The sequence below is a fragment of the Antarcticimicrobium sediminis genome, assembly GCF_004348975.1.
Taxonomy (GTDB): domain Bacteria; phylum Pseudomonadota; class Alphaproteobacteria; order Rhodobacterales; family Rhodobacteraceae; genus Antarcticimicrobium; species Antarcticimicrobium sediminis.
In genome coordinates, this window is record NZ_SMFP01000008.1 from 180,024 (window position 1) to 198,364 (window position 18,341).

Here is an 18,341-nt window from a genome sequence, read left to right on the forward strand (position 1 = left end):
ACCGCCAATCAGTGCAGGATGAAGGAGTCCGGTTCGGGGGCATCGTCGAAAAACGGCGTCATCTGCGCCACGATCACCGAATTTTCGTCCAGCGCCCGCTGCATCAGCCCGCGTTCCTCGTCGTCGATTTCGTGCCCGGCCTCAAGCCGTTCGTCCAACGTGCCATAACCCGTGACATCAAGCGGCGCGGTCTCGGCGTGTTTCAGGATCGCCACGGTTTCGCGCACCGCCTCGGCCTCGTCTACGCCAGAGGCAAAGCACATGAGCGCCGCGCCAGTCGCGCCTTTGGGCAGGCCGTCGCCGGATTTGCGGCCGATCTGAACCAGCAGCGTATAGACCTGCTGGCGGGAGGGTTTATCCTTGTGTGTCATCCTGCGGGCCTTATCCCCTTTGCCTTGGCCTGGTCAAGCGTGGCCGATCTGACGCGGTGATCCGGAAAAGTTTCTGCAAATACTGAGAAAAGTGCATATTTTCGCCCAATTCTTTATTCATACCTTGAGCATAAGAACAGGCGGCGAAAAGTTGCCACCAATTTATATTGAGGCAGAGTTATGGTTACAGCTTCTGAGCTTTCTATCGACACGTCCGCATCCGCGATGGACATGGCAGAGTCCATGTTCGGCAGCGGGATCAACATTGTCTCAGCCAGCTATACCGGTGATAGCGATGCCTCGGGCATCTATACAAACGGCGATGCGGATGCGCCGGACCTGACGCCGTCGGACACCGGTGTCATCCTGTCGACGGGTGAGGCCGAGGATGTTACGAATTCCTCCGGCGACGCGAATACCTCGACCAACACCTCGACCAACAACTACGATCCGGGGGATTCCGATCTCACCGCTCTGGCCGGGTATCAGACCTATGACGCCGCCGTGTTCGAAGCCACCTTCGTGCCCGATGGCGACACCCTGACCATGCAGGTGACGTTCTCGTCCGAAGAATATCTGGAATATGTCCATTCCGGTTTCAACGATACGGTTGGGATCTGGGTGAACGGGGTGCAGGCCGAAATGACGGTCGGGACCGGTGATATCTCGATCGACAACATCAACGACGTGGACAACGAGAACCTCTATCTCGACAACCCGCGCGATGATGACACCTACAATACCGAGATGGACGGGCTGACCGTGACGCTGACGCTCAAGGCGCCGGTCAACGCGGGCGAGGAAAACACGATCAAGATTGGCATCGCCGATGCGGGCGACGCAATCTACGACAGTAACCTGCTGATCGCGGGCGATTCGATCCAGACCGCGCTGATCGCTGGCGATGACGAGATCGAAGTGGTCGGCGAAACCGGCACGTTCGACCTGCTCGCAAACGATTCCAGTTCGGTTGGCGGAACGCTGACCATCACCCAGATCAACGGTCAGGATGTTGTGGCGGGTGATACCATCACGCTCCCTTCGGGGGAGGAGGTGCAACTGAACGCCGATGGCACCATCACCGTCTTTACCGATGACGATGCCGAAACCAATGTGTTCACCTACGAGGTCGAGGACGAGGACGGCAATACCGACACCGCCTTTGTCGAGATGAAGACGCTCCCCTGCCTGGTGGCGGGCACGATGGTGGAGACCCCGAATGGCATGGTCGCGGTCGAGGATCTGGTTCCCGGCGATCTGGTGATGACCCGCGACGACGGCCCGCAGCCGGTGCGTTGGTGCGGGAGCAGCACCCGCCGGGCAAGCGGACAGGATGCGCCGGTGGTGATTGCCGCGGGTACGCTGGGCGATCATGGCACCGCCGAGCTGTCGCAGAACCACCGCGTTCTGATGCGCTCACCGCAGGCCGAATTGCTGTTCGGCGAGGGCGAGGTTCTGGTCAAGGCCAAGGATCTGGTGAACGGCGCTACCATCCGTCTGCGCGGCGATGGGGCGCAGGTGACTTACGTGCATGTGATGTTCGACAGTCACCAGATCATTCGCGGCAACGGGCTGGACAGCGAAAGCTATCATCCGGGGCAGGAAACCATCGGCAGCTTCGATGCCGACACCCGTGACGAGATCCTGCGCCTGATGCCGGATGCCCGCGCCGCTGCCGATTTCGGCTATGGCCCTGCGGCACGCCCGTCGCTGAAAAGCTATGAAAGCCGTGCTTTGCTGGACGCCTGACGCCAGCCTTGACGGCAAAATATAAAAGGGCGGCCACCGGGGCCGCCCTTTCGCGTTTCGGATGATCCGCGAAGTCAATCGCGCAGCAACTCGTTGATGCCGGTCTTGGACCGCGTCCGCGCATCCACCCGCTTCACGATTACCGCGCAATACAGGTTGATGCCGTTCTTCGAGGGCATGGTGCCCGCGACAACGACGGAATAGGGCGGCACCTCGCCATACATCACTTCGCCGGTTTCGCGGTCGACGATCTTGGTGGACTGGCCGAGGAACACGCCCATGCCCAGCACCGAGCCTTCGCGGACGATCACGCCTTCGACCACTTCGGAGCGGGCACCGATAAAGCAATTGTCCTCGATGATCGTCGGGCCGGCCTGCATCGGTTCCAGCACGCCGCCGATCCCGACGCCGCCGGACAGGTGCACGCCCTTGCCGATCTGGGCGCAGCTGCCCACGGTGGCCCAGGTGTCGACCATGGTGCCCTCGTCCACATAGGCGCCCAGGTTCACGAACGACGGCATCAGCACCACGCCGGGCGCGATATAGGCCGATTTGCGCACCACGCAGTTGGGAACCGCGCGGAACCCGGCGGCTTGCCATTCCTTGCTACCCCAGCCTTTGAACTTGCTGTCGACCTTGTCCCACCAGCCCGAGCCTTGCGGGCCGTTGTCGTGCACTTCCATGTCCTTGATGCGGAATCCTAGAAGAACCGCCTTTTTGGCCCATTGGTTCACATGCCACGATCCGTCGGCCTGTTTCTCGGCGACGCGCAGCGTACCCGAATCCAGCGCGTTCAGCGTGTCTTCGATGGCGTCGCGGGTCTCGCCTCCGGTCGAGGGGGTAATGGTATCGCGGGTTTCCCACGCGGCTTCGATGGCGGCTTCCAGTTGGGCGTTAGACATCTTTTCTCTCCTCGTCGGATCGGGTTTCATGCCCTATAGCGGGCGCGCCGCTTGGCGACAATCCGTCAGCCCCCCTGCAAGGAGAGATACCCATGGCCAAAGCCATTCACAGCATGATCCGCGTCCTGAACGAGGCACGTTCGGTCGCCTTCTATGACATGGCCTTTGGCCTCAAGATCGCCGACCGGCTGGAGTATCCCACATTCACGCTGATCTATCTCAGCAACGACGAGACCGGGTTCGAGTTGGAACTGACGGTGAACAAGGACCGCACCGAACCCTATGATCTGGGAGACGGCTATGGCCATCTGGCGGTTTCGGTCGCGGATCTGGAGGCGGAACACGCAAGGATCAAAGCGGCCGGGCTCGCTCCGCGCGATATCGTGGCTTTTGCGCCCGCCGGTGAGGTGATCGCACAGTTCTTTTTCATCGCCGACCCGGACGGCTATCAGATCGAGGTGTTGCAGCGCGGTGGGCGGTATTTGTAACGGCTACCCCGCCTGTTTCGCCATGCCGGGCCGCGCGCTTGGCATGGCCTGTCACCCCAGCGGATCGGGCGCGACATTGCCGCCGCAGACCAGCACCGCCACCCGTTCCCCGGGCGCGGGCACATAGGCCCCCGACATCAGCGCGGCCAGTGCCGTAGCGCCCGCCGGTTCCACCAACTGTCGCCGCTCTTGCCAAAGCGCGCGCTGGGCGGTGGCGATGGCCTCGTCGCTGACCAGAACCGACTCGGCCTTGAACGTTCGCGCCAGATCGAAACAGATCTGCCCGATCCGACGCGCCCCCAAGGCATTCGCGGCGATCCCCGAGACCTCCACATCCACGGGTGCGCCGGCGCCGAGCGCGGCGTTCAGCGCGCAGGAGGTTTCAGGCTCTACCGCCACCACCTTGCGCGCGCCGCGCAGCCACGCCATCGCACCGGCGATCAGCCCGCCGCCGCCCACCGCGATCAGCACGGTCTCGGCGCGCAGCCCCTGGTCCTCCCATTCGCGCAGGCAGGTGCCCTGACCCGCCACCGTGGCGGGCGCATCATAGGCGTGAATCTGCATCGCGCCGGTCTCGGCCTCATAGGCTTGGGCGGCCTGAAGCGCATTGGCGTATTCCCCGTCGACCACATACAGGTCGGCCCCGGTTCGTTCGATCAGACCGATTTTGGCTGGCCCCGCCATTTTTGGCACGAAGATCGCCGCGCGGTGCCCCAGCGCCCGCGCCGCAAAGGCCACCGCCGCGCCGTGATTGCCGCCCGAGGCCGCGACCAGCCCAGCCTTTGGCACGGGGCCGCCCAGCATCGTGTTGAAGGCGCCACGCGCCTTGAAGCTGCCGGTATGCTGGACCTGCTCCAGCTTGAACTCGACCGACCAAGGCAGGCCAAACCCCGCGACATCCATCACCGGGGTGCGCACCACATGGGGGGCAATCCGCGCCGCCGCCGCGTCGATATCCTGACGATCCACCATAGCCTGTCCTTCCCGGTTCGCGTTTGTCCCAGATAACCGGGCTTTACCGGGCAGGGCAACGGCCCGCGACACACTCCCTTGGCGCGATACCGGACATGGTGGACAGAAGGCGATCCCTGGCGGCAAGCCCAGCTGGCCGATCGGGCGCGACGGAGTCGATTTCGCCTGATCCCGGTTTTCCCGGTCTGAAAGCCGGGGTGTCTGGCCACTGCCGGGGGAACGCGATAAGGCTGGCCTGAAGCCATTTTCGGGGTCAGTTTTATGGATGATGATCGCAATAGCGTCTTGCGCGACGCGCATTCGGACACCACCGCAGCGCGGGGGGTTCCTGACACCCCGCAAAGCCGCTCGCCCTCTTACCGGCTGGCCTTTACCGACGAAGAATTCATGTGTCGGGACGAATTGCGCCCGGTGCGGCTCCAGCTGGAATTGCTGAAACCGCAGCTGCTGCTGGACGAGCGCCAGATCGAAAGCACCATCGTGCTGTTCGGTGGCGCGCGCATCCCCGACCCGGCGCACAAGCACACGGCGCGGACAAAAACCCTGGCCGAGCTGTCCGCCTATTACGAGGTTGCGCGCGAATTTTCCCGGCTTATGACGGAAAAGTCGCTGGCCAGCGGAAATCGCGAATATGTGATCACCACCGGCGGTGGTCCGGGCGTGATGGAGGCCGGCAATCGCGGCGCGCATGAGGCGGGGGGAATTTCGCTTGGCCTGTCCATCGTGCTGCCGCATGAACAGGCGCCGAACCAGTATGTGACGCCCGAGTTGAGCTTCAACTTCCACTATTTCGCGATCCGCAAAATGCATTTCCTGATGCGCGCGCGTGCCATCGCGGTATTTCCCGGCGGTTTTGGAACAATGGATGAGATGTTCGAATCGCTGACCCTGATCCAGACCGGACGGATGGACCGGGTGCCGTTCCTGCTGTTCGGGCGCGCGTTCTGGGAGCGGGTGGTCAACTGGCAGGCACTGGCCGATGCCGGCACGATCTCGGACGAGGATCTGAACCTGTTCCGCTTTGTCGACAGCGCCGAAGAGGCGGTCGAGATCATCGAGAACTGGGAACCCGCACCGCCGCGAGACGCCATCCCCGGACGCGACTGACTCCTGAAGGCGATCAGGTCGATCCCAGCAGCGATAGCCCCTTGCCGGTCAAAGCCGTCGAGGGGAATGTGATCCGATCTGTCAGCGCGGTATTGGCCCGGCTGAGCGTGACATCCATCTGAAAGGGCTGCCCCCTTTCGCTGCCGCCGATCTCCGCTGGATCCACCTGCCCAAGGGGGTTGGCTGATCCAGCGCGGAAAGCGCCACAGGGTGCCGCTTGCGGCGTTGCGTCAGTGGATGTGCGTCAGTGGATTTGCGTCGTCAGGACACCCAGTTCGATGTTCTGCGGCAGCTTGGTCACGACCTGCGCGCCCGCTACGTCCTTGATCGCATAGCCATATCCGGCCAGCCGGAATTTCCATTCCCGCGCGCTGACCGCCATGGCGCGTTCACGCACCAGCAGATCCAGAACCGGGGTCTCAACGGGTTGCCGACAAATTACATGGGCCATCTTAAAGTCCTCCTGCACTCGTACCATTGTTTGCAGTATGGAAACTGATTGTTGACCGCGGCTTAATTGTATCTGAAATGTGATCTTTTCGGGGCAGGTCGCGCGATTGTTCGCGTTTTCGGGAACGATCGGGCGCGGTTTACCCCCCGAGCCCGGCCTCGGCCTCGATCTGTTTGCGCGACTTGCGGGCGCGTTCGGTGGCCGATTTCAACTGGCCACAGGCGGCCATGATATCCTCGCCGCGCGGGGTGCGGACCGGGCTGGCAAAACCGGCTTGGTAAAGGATGTCGGCAAAGGCCCGAATCCGGTTGTTCGACGAGCGCTTGTAGGGTGCACCGGGCCATTCGTTGAACGGGATCAGGTTGATCTTGGCCGGGATCTTGTGATCGCGAATCAGTTTGACCAGCCGGTGGGCATCTGCGTCGGTGTCGTTCACCCCGTTCAGCATCACGTATTCAAAGGTGATCCGTTCGGAATTTGACACCTTGGGATAGCTCGCCAGCGCGGCCAGCAACACCTCGATGTTCCAGCGCTTGTTGATCGGCACCAGAAAATCGCGCACCTCGTCCGTGGTGGCGTGGAAGGAAATGGCCAGTTGGCACCCGATCTCTTCAGCGGTGCGGGCGATTTCCGGCACCACGCCGGAGGTGGACAGGGTGATCCGGCGGCGTGACAGTTGGATGCCTTCGGGGTCCATCGCGATTTTCATCGCGTCGCGCACGTTGTCAAAGTTGTACAGCGGTTCGCCCATGCCCATCAGCACGACATTGGACAAAAGCCGGCTCTCGTCGTTACGCGCACCGGGCACTGGCCATTCGTCCAGATCGTCGCGCGCCATCATCACCTGGCCCACGATTTCACCGGCGGTCAGGTTGCGCACCAGTTTCTGCGTCCCGGTATGGCAAAAGGAACAGGTCAGGGTGCAGCCAACCTGGCTTGAGACGCAGAGCGTGCCGCGATCCTCTTCCGGGATATAGACAACCTCGACCTCATGGCCGCCCGCGATGCGCACCAGGTATTTCCGGGTGCCGTCGCTGCTGACCTGCTTGCTGACGACTTCGGGGATCGCGATGGTGAAATGTTCGGCCAGCAGGGCGCGATAGGGTTTGGACAGATTCGTCATCTGCGCGAAATCGCGCGCGCCCCATTGATAGATCCACTGCCAAAGCTGGTTCACGCGCATCTTGGTCTGTTTTTCGGGCGTGCCCACCGCGATCAGCGCCGCGTGCATCTGATCGCGAGTCAGCCCGACAAGGTTGATCGGCCCCTCCGGCAGCTTGCGGGGGATCGTCATGACATCCTGGGTGATTGGCGCAGAGATGGGGGCTGACATGGTCGGTGGCTTTCAAATCTATCGGACAGAGTGGCCCCTATATAGGGGTTTTCGCCAAATTCAAAAGGGATTCGGCCACGCCCGCAGGGGGCGCAGCCAGTCACAGACCCAAGTGCGACGCCTTAGTTGGCGCAGCGTTTCTCGGCATCCTCGACCGCGGCGGTGAAGCCCAGCAGCGAGAAGGTGTCCTTGGTCTGGGTGCCGCGGCTTGATCGCGCGGTCAGAATCGCAGACGAGCCGCGCTTCATCGCGGTGATGATCTTGGCGTCGTCAGCCTCGGTCGCGGGCCAAGCCCATTCGCCCTCGGAAAACAGTTCAAATTCGGTGCCGCCGATATCCAGATTCACGGTCGAACCACCGGCAAACGGATAGCCGCCGGTAAAGGTGACCTGTCCGTCAACATCCGCACCGGGGCGGTAGAACACGAACAAAAGAATATCGCCGCGCCGCACCGCCACCACGCGTCCGTCGCGGGTGTTTACGGTCTCCTTGGGTGCTGAAACGCTCCAGCACTCCTTGGGGTCGTTCTCGACAAAGACGCTCCAATCGGTCTCAGCGGCGACGCGGTTGGTGCTTTCTTCCTGTGCGAATGCGGTTGGTGCCATGGTGATTGCGGCCATTCCGGCCAGGCACAGGCCCGCCAGCGCGCGGACGTGTTTCGATGCCATCTGTCCAGCCTCCTAGACTGCCCTCTACCTCAATTTTCAGGGGCGCACGCGGCCTTTGTTTGCCGTCTGTCATCGCGCACCCGTCGCTTGCCGACATAGCCACAGTAACGTAACTTGCGCCACGGGCGAAAGAGCGATTGGCGGGATTTCGCCAAAATCCGGAGCGATTCATGACCGACCCTGTACCGATGGCCGAACTCTGGCGCAGCGATTTGCTCGAAAGCCAGCATCTTGGACATGCCGTAATCTGCGATGACAGCGGTCAGATCGTGCGCGCCTGGGGCGATCCGGAGGCGCTGATTTATCCGCGCAGCTCGTGCAAGATGATCCAGGCGCTGCCGCTGGTGACCTCGGGGGCGGCGGCGAAATACGGGCTCAGCACCGAGCAGTTGGCGCTGTCTTGCTCCTCGCACAACGGGGCTGCGATTCACACCTCTCGGGTGCGGGCCTGGCTGGGCGATCTGGGGTTGAGCGACAGCGATTTTCGCTGCGGCCCGCAGGTGCCCGATGACCATGACGAGCGCTATGCGCTGATTCGCGGCGATGAGCAGCCCTGTCAGTATCACAACAATTGTTCGGGCAAGCATTGCGGGTTCCTGACGCTGGCGCAGCATATGGGCGCGGGCCCTGACTATGTCGAGATTGACCACCCGGTGCAGCGCGCCGTGCGCGACGCCTTTGAAGAGGTCACCGGCGAGACCAGCCCCGGCTATGGCATCGATGGATGTTCGGCCCCGAATTTCCAGACCACCTTGCACGGGCTGGCCCGCGCGATGGCTTGGTTTGCCAGTGCGGGCGATCGCAGCGACCGCTCCAGTCTGGCGGCGCAGCAGCTTGTTGGCGCAATGGTCGCGCACCCCGATCTGGTCGCGGGCGAGGGCCGGGCCTGCACCGAGCTGATGCGCGCGATGGACGGCCGCGTTGCGGTCAAGACCGGGGCAGAGGGGGTGTTCGTGGCGATCATCCCCGAAAAGCGGATGGGCGTGGCGATCAAGATCACTGACGGGGCGACGCGGGGCAGCGAATGCGCCATCACCACGATTCTGAGCGGTCTGGGCGTGCTTGATGCCAACCACCCGGCAACGCTGAAACGGATGGCCCCGCCGCAGCTGAACCGCCGCAAGATCGAGGTCGGTCAGATTCGCCCGGCTTCGGCCCTGATCAACGGCTAAGCTCTTTCGCCAGCAGGTTGAACACCAGCCGGATTCGACGGTTGGTGCGCAACTCGCGGTGGCTGACCAGCCAGAATGGCACCGGGATCGGGGGAAACGCGGGCAGGATCGGGCGCGCATCGCGGATCAGGCTGGCCAGTTCCTGCGTCATTACCCCGATGGCCTCGCCGCGTCGGACCATCTCGAACAGCATCACGCCACTGGCGGACGAAAAGCGGATATTCTTGCGCGTGATGGCCAGCCCGCGCGTCTGCATTTCGCACAGGAATCGATCAACCGGTTCGTACCCGGCAAAGATTGCGCCACTCAGATCGCCCAGATCTGTCGGCTCGCCAAAGCGGTCGAGATAGGCCCCGGTGGCATAGCAGCGCGCCGCGTCGTCCTTGAGCTTGCGCGCGATCAGGTCGGGCTGGTCCGGTCGTACATGGCGAATGGCGATATCGGCCTCGCGCCGGCGCAGGTTCTGCACTTCGTTCGAGGCGACCACCTCGATCGTGATGCCGGGGGCCAGCCGCGCCAGCCGTGTCAGCGCCGGAGGCAGCAGAGAGGTGGCGACGACATCGCTCGCCGTGATCGTCACATGGCCTTCGATGGATTTGCTCTGGCCGGTGGCGATCAGCGAAAACTGTCCGGCGGCCTCGCCCATGCGGCGCACCTGTTCCAACAGATCCTGCCCGGCCGTGGTCAGTTGCAGCGCCCGCCCGGTCCGGTCGAACAGCTGCACGCCAAGCGTCTCTTCCAGCGCTGCGACCTGACGGCCCAGCGTCGGCTGGGTCATGCCCAACGCCCGCGCCGCAGCCGAGAGAGAGCCCTCTTCGGCGGTCACCAGAAAGGCGCGCGCCTGATTCCAGTCGAAACGGATGCTGCTCCAATGCATGCAAAAACGTATACGACGGATGCGGTTTCGGGCAATTCAAAAAATGCCTCCTGTCCCTATGTGCCAAGGGTATATGAGTGACAGGATTTAACGATGATTGCCCACGCCACCTTCTGGGACGGGATCGCGGCAAAATATGCCAAGCGACCCGTGCGCAACCCGACCGCCTATGCCGAAACCTTGAGCGCGACCATTGCCCTGCTGACACCGCGTGATCGGGTGCAGGAATTGGGCTGCGGCACCGGGACAACGGCGTTGCACCTCGCAGCGCATGTAAAGACCCTGACTGCCAGCGATATCTCGCCCGAGATGATCGCCATCGCCGAGGGTAAAAGACAGGCGGCGGGCATCGCCAACCTGTGCTTTGTCGCCGATGCTCTCGCGCCCCCCGCCCCAGAGGCGGTGCCCTTTGATGCGGTGCTGGCGTTCAACCTTTTGCATCTGATCGCGGATCTTGATGTGGCGCTGGAGGCGATTCACGCCCGGGTCAAACCGGGCGGGCTGTTCATTTCCAAGTCCGGCTGCATCGCCGAGATGAACTGGTTGTTCCGTCCGCTGATCCGGGTGATGCAGATGGTCGGTCGCGCGCCCTATATCAAGATCCTGTCGAAACAGGATCTTGAGGCCGCGATCACCCGCGCCGGGTTCGAACTGGAGCAGTCGCGCACCTTTACCGGGGCGCCGGAATCGCTGTTCGTGGTGGCGCGCCGGCCCGGCTAACCCGCGACGAAATCACCCTGCGCATAGCCCTGAAGGTAAAGCAGCGCGGTCAGGTCGCCGAAATTCACCCGCACGTCGCATTGCGCCGCGACCGTGGGCTTGGCGTGCAGCGCCACGCCGGTTCCGGCCAGCCCCAGCATGCCCAGATCATTGGCGCCATCGCCGACCGCGATCACATCTTCCTTGGCGATCTCCAGTCGCGCGGTGACCTGTTCCAGCGCCTCGACCTTGGCCGCGCGGCCCAGAATCGGGCGTTGCACATCGCCGGTGAGCGCGCCGTTTTCCACCAGCAGCGTGTTGGCGCGATTCTCGTGAAAGCCGAGTTTCGCCGCCACCGCCCCGGTGAAGGCGGTGAACCCGCCTGAAACCAGCAACGCATAGGCCCCGTTCGCCCGCATCGTCGCCAGCAGCACCTGCCCGCCGGGCATCAAGGTGATCCGCTCTTTCAGCACTTGTTCGATCACCGCCTCGGGCAACCCTTTGAGCAGGCCAACCCGCTCGGTCAGGGCGCCCTCAAAATCCAGTTCGCCATTCATCGCCCGTGCGGTGATGTCCTTGACCCGGTCGCCGACCCCGGCCATGTCGGCCAGCTCGTCGATGCATTCCTGCTCGATCATGGTGCTGTCCATATCGGCGATCAGCATCTGTTTCCGGCGCCCTTGGGCGGGCTGGACCACCAGATCGATTCGCATCTTTTGCAGCTCGTCCCAGACCTCCCAGCGGTTGCCGGGGATCTCGGGCACGGTGAATTCTGCCGCCCGTCCGGGGGCCAGCCAGATCACATCGCCCCCACCCCATGCATTGCGCAGCGACGACAGGAGCGCCGGGTCGATCTCGGGCCCGGTCGGGGCGGTCAGCAGGGTGGCGATATACATGGGGCGGCTCCGGTCAGAGATGCAGATTCGCGCCGGTAATAGCGCCCACAATGGGCAAAGGGCCAGCCCTGCCTGCACGCGGGGTCACGGATCGCCGGTTTGCGACATCAGAACGGCGATGAAGCGGGCGCTGGGCAGTTCGGCCAGAATGATCATCACCATGGCCGTCAACGGGATGGCCAGCAGCGCCCCCATCATCCCCCAAAGCCCGGACCAGATCGCCAGCGACAACAGCACGGTGAACGGGCTGAGGTTCACCGAATGGCCCAGGAATTTCGGTTCGATGTAATAGGCCACCACCATTTGCGGGACCATCAAGGCCACCAAGGTCAGCGCCGCGTGTCCGAACGAGGCATATTGCACCAAGCCCGTGGTCACCGGAAAGGCTACCGCGATGACCGACCCGATATAGGGGATGTAGTTCAACAGCGCGATTACGATGGCCCAGAAGACCGGAAAATCGATGCCAAGCAGCCACAGAACGCCCAGCGACACCAGCCCCAGAACCACGTTGACCAGCGTCTTTGCCGCCAGATAGCCGCCGATCTTTTCGTTGATCTGATGGACGACTTCCAGCGTGCGCTCGGCCTGTTCGCTTTGGTCTAAGGCGCGGCGCGTCTTTGCCGGAAATCCGTCCAGCTCAGCAATGATAAAGGCGGCGTAAAGCGCGGCGGCGACCACGATCGAGCCGGCATTGGTGATCGTGCTCAGCACGGTGGGCATCAGCGTCGTGATGTCCACCAGATCGAGAAGCCCTTCGGACAGCCGCGCCCAGTTGGGTAGCTCATCAACCCCCAGAATATGGAGGAACTGCGTTTGCAGCACGTCGAAGTTCTGGGCATAGCGCGGGATCGCGGCCGAGATCGCGGTGGCGTTCGAGGTGACGAAGGCGGCCAGGATCAACACGCCAGTAACCATCCCGGCCAGCACGATCAGCCGCCGCCAGCGCCGCTGCAACCGACCAAGCACCGGCAGCCGCGCCATCGAGTCGGCAGCTGTGGTCAGGATATAGACCACGATGATCGCCACCAGCACCGGCAGCAGAATCGACTGCCCCGCCTTGAGCAGCCAGCCGATCATCAGCAGCAAGGCAACGGAACAGGTCACCGCCAGCAATCTGTTGAGGCCCCGTGTTTGCATATGCCGTTCCCCTGTTGCGCCCGGTTTCACAGCTGCCAGAAAATCAGTCCGGGGCGCTGGCGGCAATGGTGCTGTTGTTTCACCGGGCTTTTGCCAAAGGTTTCCGATAGGCGGCAGGAATGTCGTGTTTGTTTGCTCAAGTGGCGCTCTAGCGTCATTTTTGCGCTTGTGGAACCCAAGGCATCTGCTTAATCCGGCCAGTGGGACACCCCTCCCCAACGAGGGGCATTTATCTGGAAGGGTAGCTTAAATGGCTATGACCAAACCGGCATCGCGGCCGACGAATCCGCGTTTTTCTTCTGGCCCCTGCGCCAAGATCCCCCATTTTTCCCTTGATATGCTTGCTGACGCCGCACTCGGTCGGTCGCACCGTGCCGCTGTCGGCAAGGACAAGCTGAAGGCGGCCATCGAGGGCACGCGCGAGATTCTCGGGATCCCCGCCGACTATAAAATCGGCATCGTGCCCGCCTCGGACACCGGCGCTGTCGAAATGGCGCTGTGGTCCATGCTGGGCGCCCGCAAGGCCGAGATGCTGGCATGGGAAAGCTTTGGCTCTGGCTGGGTCACCGATGTGGTGAAACAGCTCAAGATCGACGCCGAGGTGAAAACCGCCGACTATGGCCAGATCGTTGATCTTGCGACGGTCGATTTCGACAATGACGTCGTCTTTACCTGGAACGGCACCACCTCGGGTGTGCGGGTTCCCAATGGCGATGCGATCCCGGCCAACCGCGCTGGCCTGACCATCTGCGACGCCACCTCTGCCGCTTTTGCCCAGGACCTGCCTTGGGATAAGCTGGATGTGACCACCTTCTCCTGGCAGAAGGTGATGGGCGGCGAAGCGGCTCATGGTATGCTGATCCTGTCGCCGCGCGCGGTGGAACGGCTGGAAAGCTATACCCCCGCATGGCCGCTGCCCAAGATCTTTCGTCTGACCAAGGGCGGCAAGCTGATCGACGGCATCTTTACCGGTGCCACGATCAACACACCCTCCATGCTCGCGGTCGAGGATTATCTCGTCGCGCTGGACTGGGCCCGCAAGATCGGCGGCCTGCCCGAACTGATGAAGCGCGCGGATACCAACGCCAAGGTGCTGTGGGATTTCTGTGACCGCAACGACTGGATCGCCAATCTGGCCGAAGATCCGGCAACGCGGTCGAACACCAGCGTTTGCCTGAAGTTCACCGATGATCGGATCACCGATCCGGCGGGTTTTGCCAAGGCGGTTGCCAAAAAGCTGGAAACCTATGACGCGGCCTATGACGTCGGCGCCTATCGTGACGCCCCGGCAGGTCTGCGCATCTGGTGTGGTGCGACGATCGAGTCGGCGGATGTCGAAAAGCTGACGCTCTGGCTCAAATGGGCCTTCCAGGAAGCGCTCGCCGCTCAGGCGTAACCGCGCCCCCGCGTTTCCCAGATCCCAGCCGCCCCGGAACCGATCCGGGGTGCGCGTTCCCCATATTCATATGCAAAGGACCAGACAGATGGCCCCCAAAGTTCTCATCTCCGACAAGCTTTCTCCCGCCGCTGTGCAGATCTTCAAAGATCGCGGCATCGAGGTGGATTTCCAGCCCGACCTGGGCAAGGACAAAGATAAACTGGCCGAAATCATCGGTCAGTATGACGGCCTTGCGATCCGCTCGGCGACCAAGGTGACTGAAAAGATCCTTGAGAACGCCACCAACCTCAAGGTGATCGGCCGGGCCGGGATCGGCACCGACAATGTCGACAAGGAAGCCGCGTCGAAAAAGGGCGTGATCGTGATGAACACGCCGTTCGGCAACATGATCACCACCGCCGAACATGCGATTGCGATGATGTTCGCCGTCGCCCGCCAGATCCCCGAAGCCAGCGCCTCCACCCAGGCCGGCAAATGGGAAAAGTCGAAATTCATGGGCTCCGAGCTGACCGGCAAGACGCTGGGCGTAATCGGGGCTGGCAATATCGGCGGGATCGTCTGCGACCGCGCCCGCGGGCTGAAGATGAAGGTCATCGCCTATGATCCCTTCCTCGGCGAGGAAAAGGCCGACAAGATGGGTGTCGAAAAGATCGAGGATCTGGACGAGCTGCTCAAACGCGCCGATTTCATCACCCTGCACGTGCCGCTGACCGACCAGACCCGCAACATTCTGGGCAAGGAAAACCTAGCCAAGACCAAGAAGGGCGTGCGCATCATCAACTGTGCCCGTGGCGGTCTGGTCGACGAAGAGGCGCTGGCCGAACTGCTGAAATCGGGTCATGTCGCGGGTGCGGGTTTTGACGTGTTCTCCAAGGAACCGGCGACCGAGAACCCGCTGTTCGGTCTGCCCAACGTGGTCTGCACCCCGCACCTGGGCGCCGCCACCACCGAGGCACAGGAAAACGTCGCCCTGCAGGTGGCGGAACAAATGTCCGACTATCTGCTGACCGGGGCCGTGCAGAACGCGCTCAACATGCCGTCGGTGACCGCCGAAGAGGCCAAGGTGATGGGCCCCTGGATCAAGCTGGCCGGCCATCTCGGGGCCTTTATCGGCCAGATGACCGACGAGCCGATCAAGGCGATCAACATCCTGTATGACGGTGTTGCCGCCGAGATGAACCTCGACGCGCTGAACTGCGCGACCGTGGCCGGCATCATGAAAAGCGTGAACCCCGAGGTGAACATGGTCAGCGCGCCGGTGATCGCCAAGGAACGCGGCATCAAGATCAGCACCACCAATCAGGATAAAACGGGCACTTTTGATGGCTATATCAAGCTGACAATCGCGACCGAAACCCGCGAACGTTCGATTGCGGGCACCGTGTTCAGCGACGGCAAGCCGCGCTTTATCCAGATCAAGGGCATCAATATCGACGCCGAGATCGGCTCGCATATGATCTATACCACCAATGAGGACGTGCCGGGCATCATCGGCACCTTGGGCAAAACTCTGGGCGAGAGCGGCGTCAACATCGCCAACTTCACCCTTGGCCGCAAACAGGCCGGCGGTGAGGCGATTGCGCTGCTTTACGTCGACGCAGAACTGCCCGACGCGGTGGCGGCCAAGCTCAAGGACACCGGTCTGTTCCGGCAGGTGCGCCCGCTGGCCTTCGACGTGGCCTGATCGCTACCCGTCTGCATTGATCCGGGCGTCGCATCACAAGGTGCGGCGCCCGTTTTCGTTTTTACACCGAGGCTCGTGCGGGCTTGGCGGCTCAGATCGCGCCGCCCGGTGTCGATTTCGCTGCACTGCGCCAGACCACAAGGGCAAAGAGCATCATTGAAAACAGCGTCAGCAGCGATCCAATCTGGGCCAGCGTCTCGCCTTTCCGGGTGAGCACCATTGCGATTCCCGGGATCATCAGCACAACGCCGGACACTGCCAATGCAAGGTGCAGCTTTGGCAACAGACCCGAGGCCGCCGCCGGCACCAGGTGGTAGTAAAACGCGAAAATCGCGAAGGTCACCCATCCCACCAGATTCAAATGTGCATGCGCCGGCGCCAGCGTGTGATCGTGCGTGGCCGCCATCTGAAGGCCCCAGACCATCCCGAGGATGACCCAAATCAGCGCCAGCAACATGAAATAGCGTGCAATTCCCTTCATTGTTGTTCCTTCCCGTTGATCAGCCGTCTACCTGCGGCCCTGTGAATTTCGGATGATACCATATTGCGCCCGTCAATATGTGGTCGACGTCCTGCAGGCTGGCGTGGCCCCCGGATCGGCTGGCAGGATGGCGGCTACGAATTCCAACTCCGCAACCCCGTCATGGGCTGCGCGACAGGGTTGCGGCCCTTCGCCCCTTTTCCTCAGGGGGCGCATAGGGCATCAAGCGGGCGAAAGGACTCTCCCGATGACCGATCCGATCTATGCCGTGGGCGATATCCACGGCCATCTCGACCAACTTGACCGCGCGCTCTCCCTCATCGAGGCCGATGGCGGGTCCGGTGCGCAGATCGTCTTTCTCGGCGATCTGGTGGATCGCGGCCCTGATAGTCGCGGTGTGATCGAGCGTTTGATGCAGGGGCAGGCGGCGGGACGGTCGTGGCAGGTGCTGCGCGGCAATCACGACGACATGTTCCGCCGGGTTCTGTCCGAAGGGGCGGTGCATAACGCGCGGATCAAATCCGGGCTGCTCTGGCCGCATCCGCGCATTGGCGGGCTGGCGACGCTGGCCTCCTATGGTGTCACGGTCGAGGAGGGGGCAGCTGCCGCTGATCTCTGCGCCGCCGCCCGGGCGGCTGTGCCGTCAGAGCATTTGGCCTTTCTCGACGGGTTGCCGCGCCGGATCGAACGGGAGGAACTGCTTTTTGTCCATGCCGGCATCCGCCCCGGTGTCCCGCTCAAGGCGCAGGACGCCGAAGATCTGATCTGGATCCGCGATCCTTTTCTCACGGATCCGCGCCCGCATCCTTGGCTGGTGGTGCATGGCCATACCGCGCTGGAGCATCCGCAGCATTTCGGCAACCGCGTCGATCTGGATGGCGGTGGCGGCTATGGCCGCCCGGTGCATCCGGCGGTGTTCGAGGGGCGCGACTGCTGGCTGCTCACCGACACGGGGCGGGTGCCGCTGACCCCCTAAGGCCAGAGGTCGGTCGATAGGTACTTCAACCCGCTGTCGCAGATGATCACGCCGATTACGCCGCCCTTTTCCGGCCCCGCCAGCAACTCCAGCGCGGCGGCCACGTTGGCACCGCCGGAGAACCCGCCAAAGATCCCCTCTTCACGGGCCAGCACGCGGGCGGTGTCCCGCGCGGCTTCTCCGCTGATGGCGAGATAGCCATCCACAGGCGCGCCGGACAGTTGCACAAGGCGCTCCATCCCGTAGCCACCGCCCTGAATCGGATGCCCCGGCTGGCGCAGCGTCTGCCCCGCCAGCACCGCCGCCCCCTCAGGCTCCAACAGATAGCCGCGCAGATCCGGGTTGCGTGCCTTTAGCGCCCGGATCGTGCCGCCATAGGTGCCACCCGAGCCGGCGAAATCGGCAAAGGCGGTCAGCGTGCCGTCCGAATCGGCCCAAAGCTCGGGCCCGGTGCCATCCTCATGCGCCGCCGCATTGCCCGGATGGCCGAACTGATCGGCGCGAAAGGCCCCGCGCGCCTGCGTTATGCGCTGCGCCTCTGTCTCGACCTGCGCCAGATCAATGCCCGAAACCTCGCCCGGCACCGATCCGGGGGCCTGATCGACCAGCACCACCTCGGCCCCCAGCGCCGCCATCATCCGCGCGCGTTCGGGCGAATTGCCCCGGCTCATCACCGCAACGAAAGGATAGCCCTTGATCGCGCAGACGATGGCCAGCCCGGTGCCCATGTTGCCGCTGGTCAGTTCCACGACCACCTGCCCCGGCACCAGCGCACCGCTGGCTTCAGCGGCCTCGATGATGCCCATCGCCGCGCGGTCTTTCTTGGAAAAGCCGGGGTTGAGGTACTCCAGCTTGGCCAAGATGCGTCCCTCCAACCCGCGTGCCGCAACCATCCGGTCAAGCCACACCGCCGGTGTATTCCCGATGGCCCCAAGGATCGACGTCAATGCCATGTCTCGGATCTTCCTTTCACTCA

General features: G+C 62.9%; 20 protein-coding genes. 8 read left to right on the forward strand and 12 right to left on the reverse strand.

Annotated features, from left to right (window positions below; all coding sequences use genetic code 11):
- Positions 1-8 precede the first annotated feature (8 nt).
- The gene (locus tag E1B25_RS13540) at positions 9-371 is read right to left on the reverse strand and encodes a hypothetical protein (protein WP_132830050.1); all 363 of its coding nucleotides are present in this window, start codon (positions 369-371) and stop codon (positions 9-11) included.
- A 180-nt stretch (positions 372-551) separates the two neighbouring features.
- Between E1B25_RS13540 and E1B25_RS13545 the strand changes: the two genes are divergently transcribed.
- Positions 552-2,120, forward strand: coding sequence for a choice-of-anchor L domain-containing protein (locus E1B25_RS13545; RefSeq protein WP_132830051.1), 1,569 nt, complete (start codon positions 552-554; stop codon positions 2,118-2,120).
- Positions 2,121-2,194: 74 nt separating this feature from the next.
- On the opposite strand, the gene dapD is transcribed toward E1B25_RS13545, so the two are convergent.
- Positions 2,195-3,022, reverse strand: a complete 828-nt coding sequence (dapD, locus tag E1B25_RS13550; protein WP_132830052.1) for a 2,3,4,5-tetrahydropyridine-2,6-dicarboxylate N-succinyltransferase — start codon at positions 3,020-3,022, stop codon at positions 2,195-2,197.
- Between the two features lie 92 nt (positions 3,023-3,114).
- Here dapD and E1B25_RS13555 point away from each other — a divergent pair, with 92 nt between their 5' ends.
- A complete protein-coding gene (locus tag E1B25_RS13555; RefSeq protein WP_132830053.1) occupies positions 3,115-3,510 on the forward strand; it encodes a VOC family protein in 396 nt (131 codons plus the stop codon).
- 51 nt (positions 3,511-3,561) lie between these two features.
- Here the strand turns inward: E1B25_RS13555 and E1B25_RS13560 are convergent, their stop codons facing one another.
- Positions 3,562-4,482 carry a threonine/serine dehydratase gene (locus tag E1B25_RS13560; RefSeq protein WP_132830054.1) on the reverse strand — a complete coding sequence of 307 codons (921 nt, stop codon included), beginning with the start codon at positions 4,480-4,482 and terminating at the stop codon, positions 3,562-3,564.
- A gap of 261 nt (positions 4,483-4,743) precedes the next feature.
- On the opposite strand from E1B25_RS13560, the gene E1B25_RS13565 reads away from it, so the two are divergent.
- On the forward strand, positions 4,744-5,589 hold the full coding sequence (locus E1B25_RS13565; protein WP_132830055.1) for an LOG family protein: 846 nt from the start codon (positions 4,744-4,746) through the stop codon (positions 5,587-5,589).
- Positions 5,590-5,602: 13 nt separating this feature from the next.
- Here the strand turns inward: E1B25_RS13565 and E1B25_RS22150 are convergent, their stop codons facing one another.
- The 4 genes from E1B25_RS22150 to E1B25_RS13580 all read right to left on the reverse strand — a co-directional run bounded on the left by E1B25_RS22150 (position 5,603) and on the right by E1B25_RS13580 (position 8,041).
- A complete protein-coding gene (locus E1B25_RS22150) occupies positions 5,603-5,755 on the reverse strand; it encodes a hypothetical protein (RefSeq protein ID WP_165937616.1) in 153 nt (50 codons plus the stop codon).
- A gap of 78 nt (positions 5,756-5,833) precedes the next feature.
- A complete protein-coding gene (locus E1B25_RS13570) occupies positions 5,834-6,040 on the reverse strand; it encodes a hypothetical protein (protein ID WP_132830056.1) in 207 nt (68 codons plus the stop codon).
- Between the two features lie 139 nt (positions 6,041-6,179).
- The gene (gene rlmN / locus E1B25_RS13575; RefSeq protein ID WP_132830057.1) at positions 6,180-7,373 is read right to left on the reverse strand and encodes a dual-specificity RNA methyltransferase RlmN; all 1,194 of its coding nucleotides are present in this window, start codon (positions 7,371-7,373) and stop codon (positions 6,180-6,182) included.
- 122 nt (positions 7,374-7,495) lie between these two features.
- On the reverse strand, positions 7,496-8,041 hold the full coding sequence (locus E1B25_RS13580; protein WP_132830058.1) for an invasion associated locus B family protein: 546 nt from the start codon (positions 8,039-8,041) through the stop codon (positions 7,496-7,498).
- A 170-nt stretch (positions 8,042-8,211) separates the two neighbouring features.
- On the opposite strand from E1B25_RS13580, the gene E1B25_RS13585 reads away from it, so the two are divergent.
- Positions 8,212-9,213: an asparaginase gene (locus tag E1B25_RS13585; protein WP_132830059.1), complete on the forward strand. Its 1,002-nt coding sequence runs from the start codon at positions 8,212-8,214 to the stop codon at positions 9,211-9,213.
- Here E1B25_RS13585 and E1B25_RS13590 read toward each other — a convergent pair.
- On the reverse strand, positions 9,203-10,090 hold the full coding sequence (locus E1B25_RS13590) for a LysR family transcriptional regulator (protein WP_206338547.1): 888 nt from the start codon (positions 10,088-10,090) through the stop codon (positions 9,203-9,205). The two genes, E1B25_RS13585 and E1B25_RS13590, sit on opposite strands and share 11 nt — an antisense overlap.
- 93 nt (positions 10,091-10,183) lie before the next feature.
- On the opposite strand from E1B25_RS13590, the gene E1B25_RS13595 reads away from it, so the two are divergent.
- Positions 10,184-10,810 (forward strand): class I SAM-dependent methyltransferase, encoded by a 627-nt coding sequence (locus E1B25_RS13595; protein WP_132830061.1) that lies wholly within the window; start codon positions 10,184-10,186, stop codon positions 10,808-10,810.
- Here the strand turns inward: E1B25_RS13595 and serB are convergent.
- Complete coding sequence (serB, locus tag E1B25_RS13600; protein ID WP_132830062.1) at positions 10,807-11,685, reverse strand: phosphoserine phosphatase SerB; 879 nt, start codon at positions 11,683-11,685, stop codon at positions 10,807-10,809. The two genes, E1B25_RS13595 and serB, sit on opposite strands and share 4 nt — an antisense overlap.
- A gap of 84 nt (positions 11,686-11,769) precedes the next feature.
- Positions 11,770-12,825 carry an AI-2E family transporter gene (locus tag E1B25_RS13605; protein ID WP_132830063.1) on the reverse strand — a complete coding sequence of 352 codons (1,056 nt, stop codon included), beginning with the start codon at positions 12,823-12,825 and terminating at the stop codon, positions 11,770-11,772.
- A gap of 250 nt (positions 12,826-13,075) precedes the next feature.
- On the opposite strand from E1B25_RS13605, the gene E1B25_RS13610 reads away from it, so the two are divergent.
- Positions 13,076-14,221: a phosphoserine transaminase gene (locus tag E1B25_RS13610; RefSeq protein ID WP_132830064.1), complete on the forward strand. Its 1,146-nt coding sequence runs from the start codon at positions 13,076-13,078 to the stop codon at positions 14,219-14,221.
- A gap of 88 nt (positions 14,222-14,309) precedes the next feature.
- On the forward strand, positions 14,310-15,908 hold the full coding sequence (gene serA, locus E1B25_RS13615; RefSeq protein ID WP_132830065.1) for a phosphoglycerate dehydrogenase: 1,599 nt from the start codon (positions 14,310-14,312) through the stop codon (positions 15,906-15,908).
- Between the two features lie 91 nt (positions 15,909-15,999).
- On the opposite strand, the gene E1B25_RS13620 is transcribed toward serA, so the two are convergent.
- Complete coding sequence (locus tag E1B25_RS13620; RefSeq protein ID WP_245510714.1) at positions 16,000-16,365, reverse strand: cbb3-type cytochrome c oxidase subunit I; 366 nt, start codon at positions 16,363-16,365, stop codon at positions 16,000-16,002.
- A gap of 271 nt (positions 16,366-16,636) precedes the next feature.
- On the opposite strand from E1B25_RS13620, the gene E1B25_RS13625 reads away from it, so the two are divergent.
- Positions 16,637-17,365: a metallophosphoesterase family protein gene (locus E1B25_RS13625; protein ID WP_132830067.1), complete on the forward strand. Its 729-nt coding sequence runs from the start codon at positions 16,637-16,639 to the stop codon at positions 17,363-17,365.
- Here the strand turns inward: E1B25_RS13625 and E1B25_RS13630 are convergent.
- Positions 17,362-18,318 carry a PLP-dependent cysteine synthase family protein gene (locus E1B25_RS13630; RefSeq protein ID WP_132830068.1) on the reverse strand — a complete coding sequence of 319 codons (957 nt, stop codon included), beginning with the start codon at positions 18,316-18,318 and terminating at the stop codon, positions 17,362-17,364. The two genes, E1B25_RS13625 and E1B25_RS13630, sit on opposite strands and share 4 nt — an antisense overlap.
- Positions 18,319-18,341: the final 23 nt, after the last annotated feature.

Coding starts and splice junctions, on each gene's coding strand:
- E1B25_RS13630 (WP_132830068.1), bottom strand. CDS start 18,318: ATGGCATTGACGTCGATCCTTGGGGCCATCGGGAATACACCGGCGGTG.
- dapD (WP_132830052.1), bottom strand. CDS start 3,022: ATGTCTAACGCCCAACTGGAAGCCGCCATCGAAGCCGCGTGGGAAACC.
- E1B25_RS13610 (WP_132830064.1), top strand. CDS start 13,076: ATGGCTATGACCAAACCGGCATCGCGGCCGACGAATCCGCGTTTTTCT.
- E1B25_RS13540 (WP_132830050.1), bottom strand. CDS start 371: ATGACACACAAGGATAAACCCTCCCGCCAGCAGGTCTATACGCTGCTG.
- E1B25_RS13580 (WP_132830058.1), bottom strand. CDS start 8,041: ATGGCATCGAAACACGTCCGCGCGCTGGCGGGCCTGTGCCTGGCCGGA.
- E1B25_RS13555 (WP_132830053.1), top strand. CDS start 3,115: ATGGCCAAAGCCATTCACAGCATGATCCGCGTCCTGAACGAGGCACGT.
- E1B25_RS13545 (WP_132830051.1), top strand. CDS start 552: ATGGTTACAGCTTCTGAGCTTTCTATCGACACGTCCGCATCCGCGATG.
- E1B25_RS13565 (WP_132830055.1), top strand. CDS start 4,744: ATGGATGATGATCGCAATAGCGTCTTGCGCGACGCGCATTCGGACACC.
- E1B25_RS13595 (WP_132830061.1), top strand. CDS start 10,184: ATGATTGCCCACGCCACCTTCTGGGACGGGATCGCGGCAAAATATGCC.
- rlmN (WP_132830057.1), bottom strand. CDS start 7,373: ATGTCAGCCCCCATCTCTGCGCCAATCACCCAGGATGTCATGACGATC.
- E1B25_RS13625 (WP_132830067.1), top strand. CDS start 16,637: ATGACCGATCCGATCTATGCCGTGGGCGATATCCACGGCCATCTCGAC.
- E1B25_RS13570 (WP_132830056.1), bottom strand. CDS start 6,040: ATGGCCCATGTAATTTGTCGGCAACCCGTTGAGACCCCGGTTCTGGAT.
- E1B25_RS13620 (WP_245510714.1), bottom strand. CDS start 16,365: ATGTTGCTGGCGCTGATTTGGGTCATCCTCGGGATGGTCTGGGGCCTT.
- serB (WP_132830062.1), bottom strand. CDS start 11,685: ATGTATATCGCCACCCTGCTGACCGCCCCGACCGGGCCCGAGATCGAC.
- E1B25_RS13560 (WP_132830054.1), bottom strand. CDS start 4,482: ATGGTGGATCGTCAGGATATCGACGCGGCGGCGGCGCGGATTGCCCCC.
- E1B25_RS13605 (WP_132830063.1), bottom strand. CDS start 12,825: ATGCAAACACGGGGCCTCAACAGATTGCTGGCGGTGACCTGTTCCGTT.
- E1B25_RS13585 (WP_132830059.1), top strand. CDS start 8,212: ATGACCGACCCTGTACCGATGGCCGAACTCTGGCGCAGCGATTTGCTC.
- E1B25_RS13590 (WP_206338547.1), bottom strand. CDS start 10,090: ATGCATTGGAGCAGCATCCGTTTCGACTGGAATCAGGCGCGCGCCTTT.
- serA (WP_132830065.1), top strand. CDS start 14,310: ATGGCCCCCAAAGTTCTCATCTCCGACAAGCTTTCTCCCGCCGCTGTG.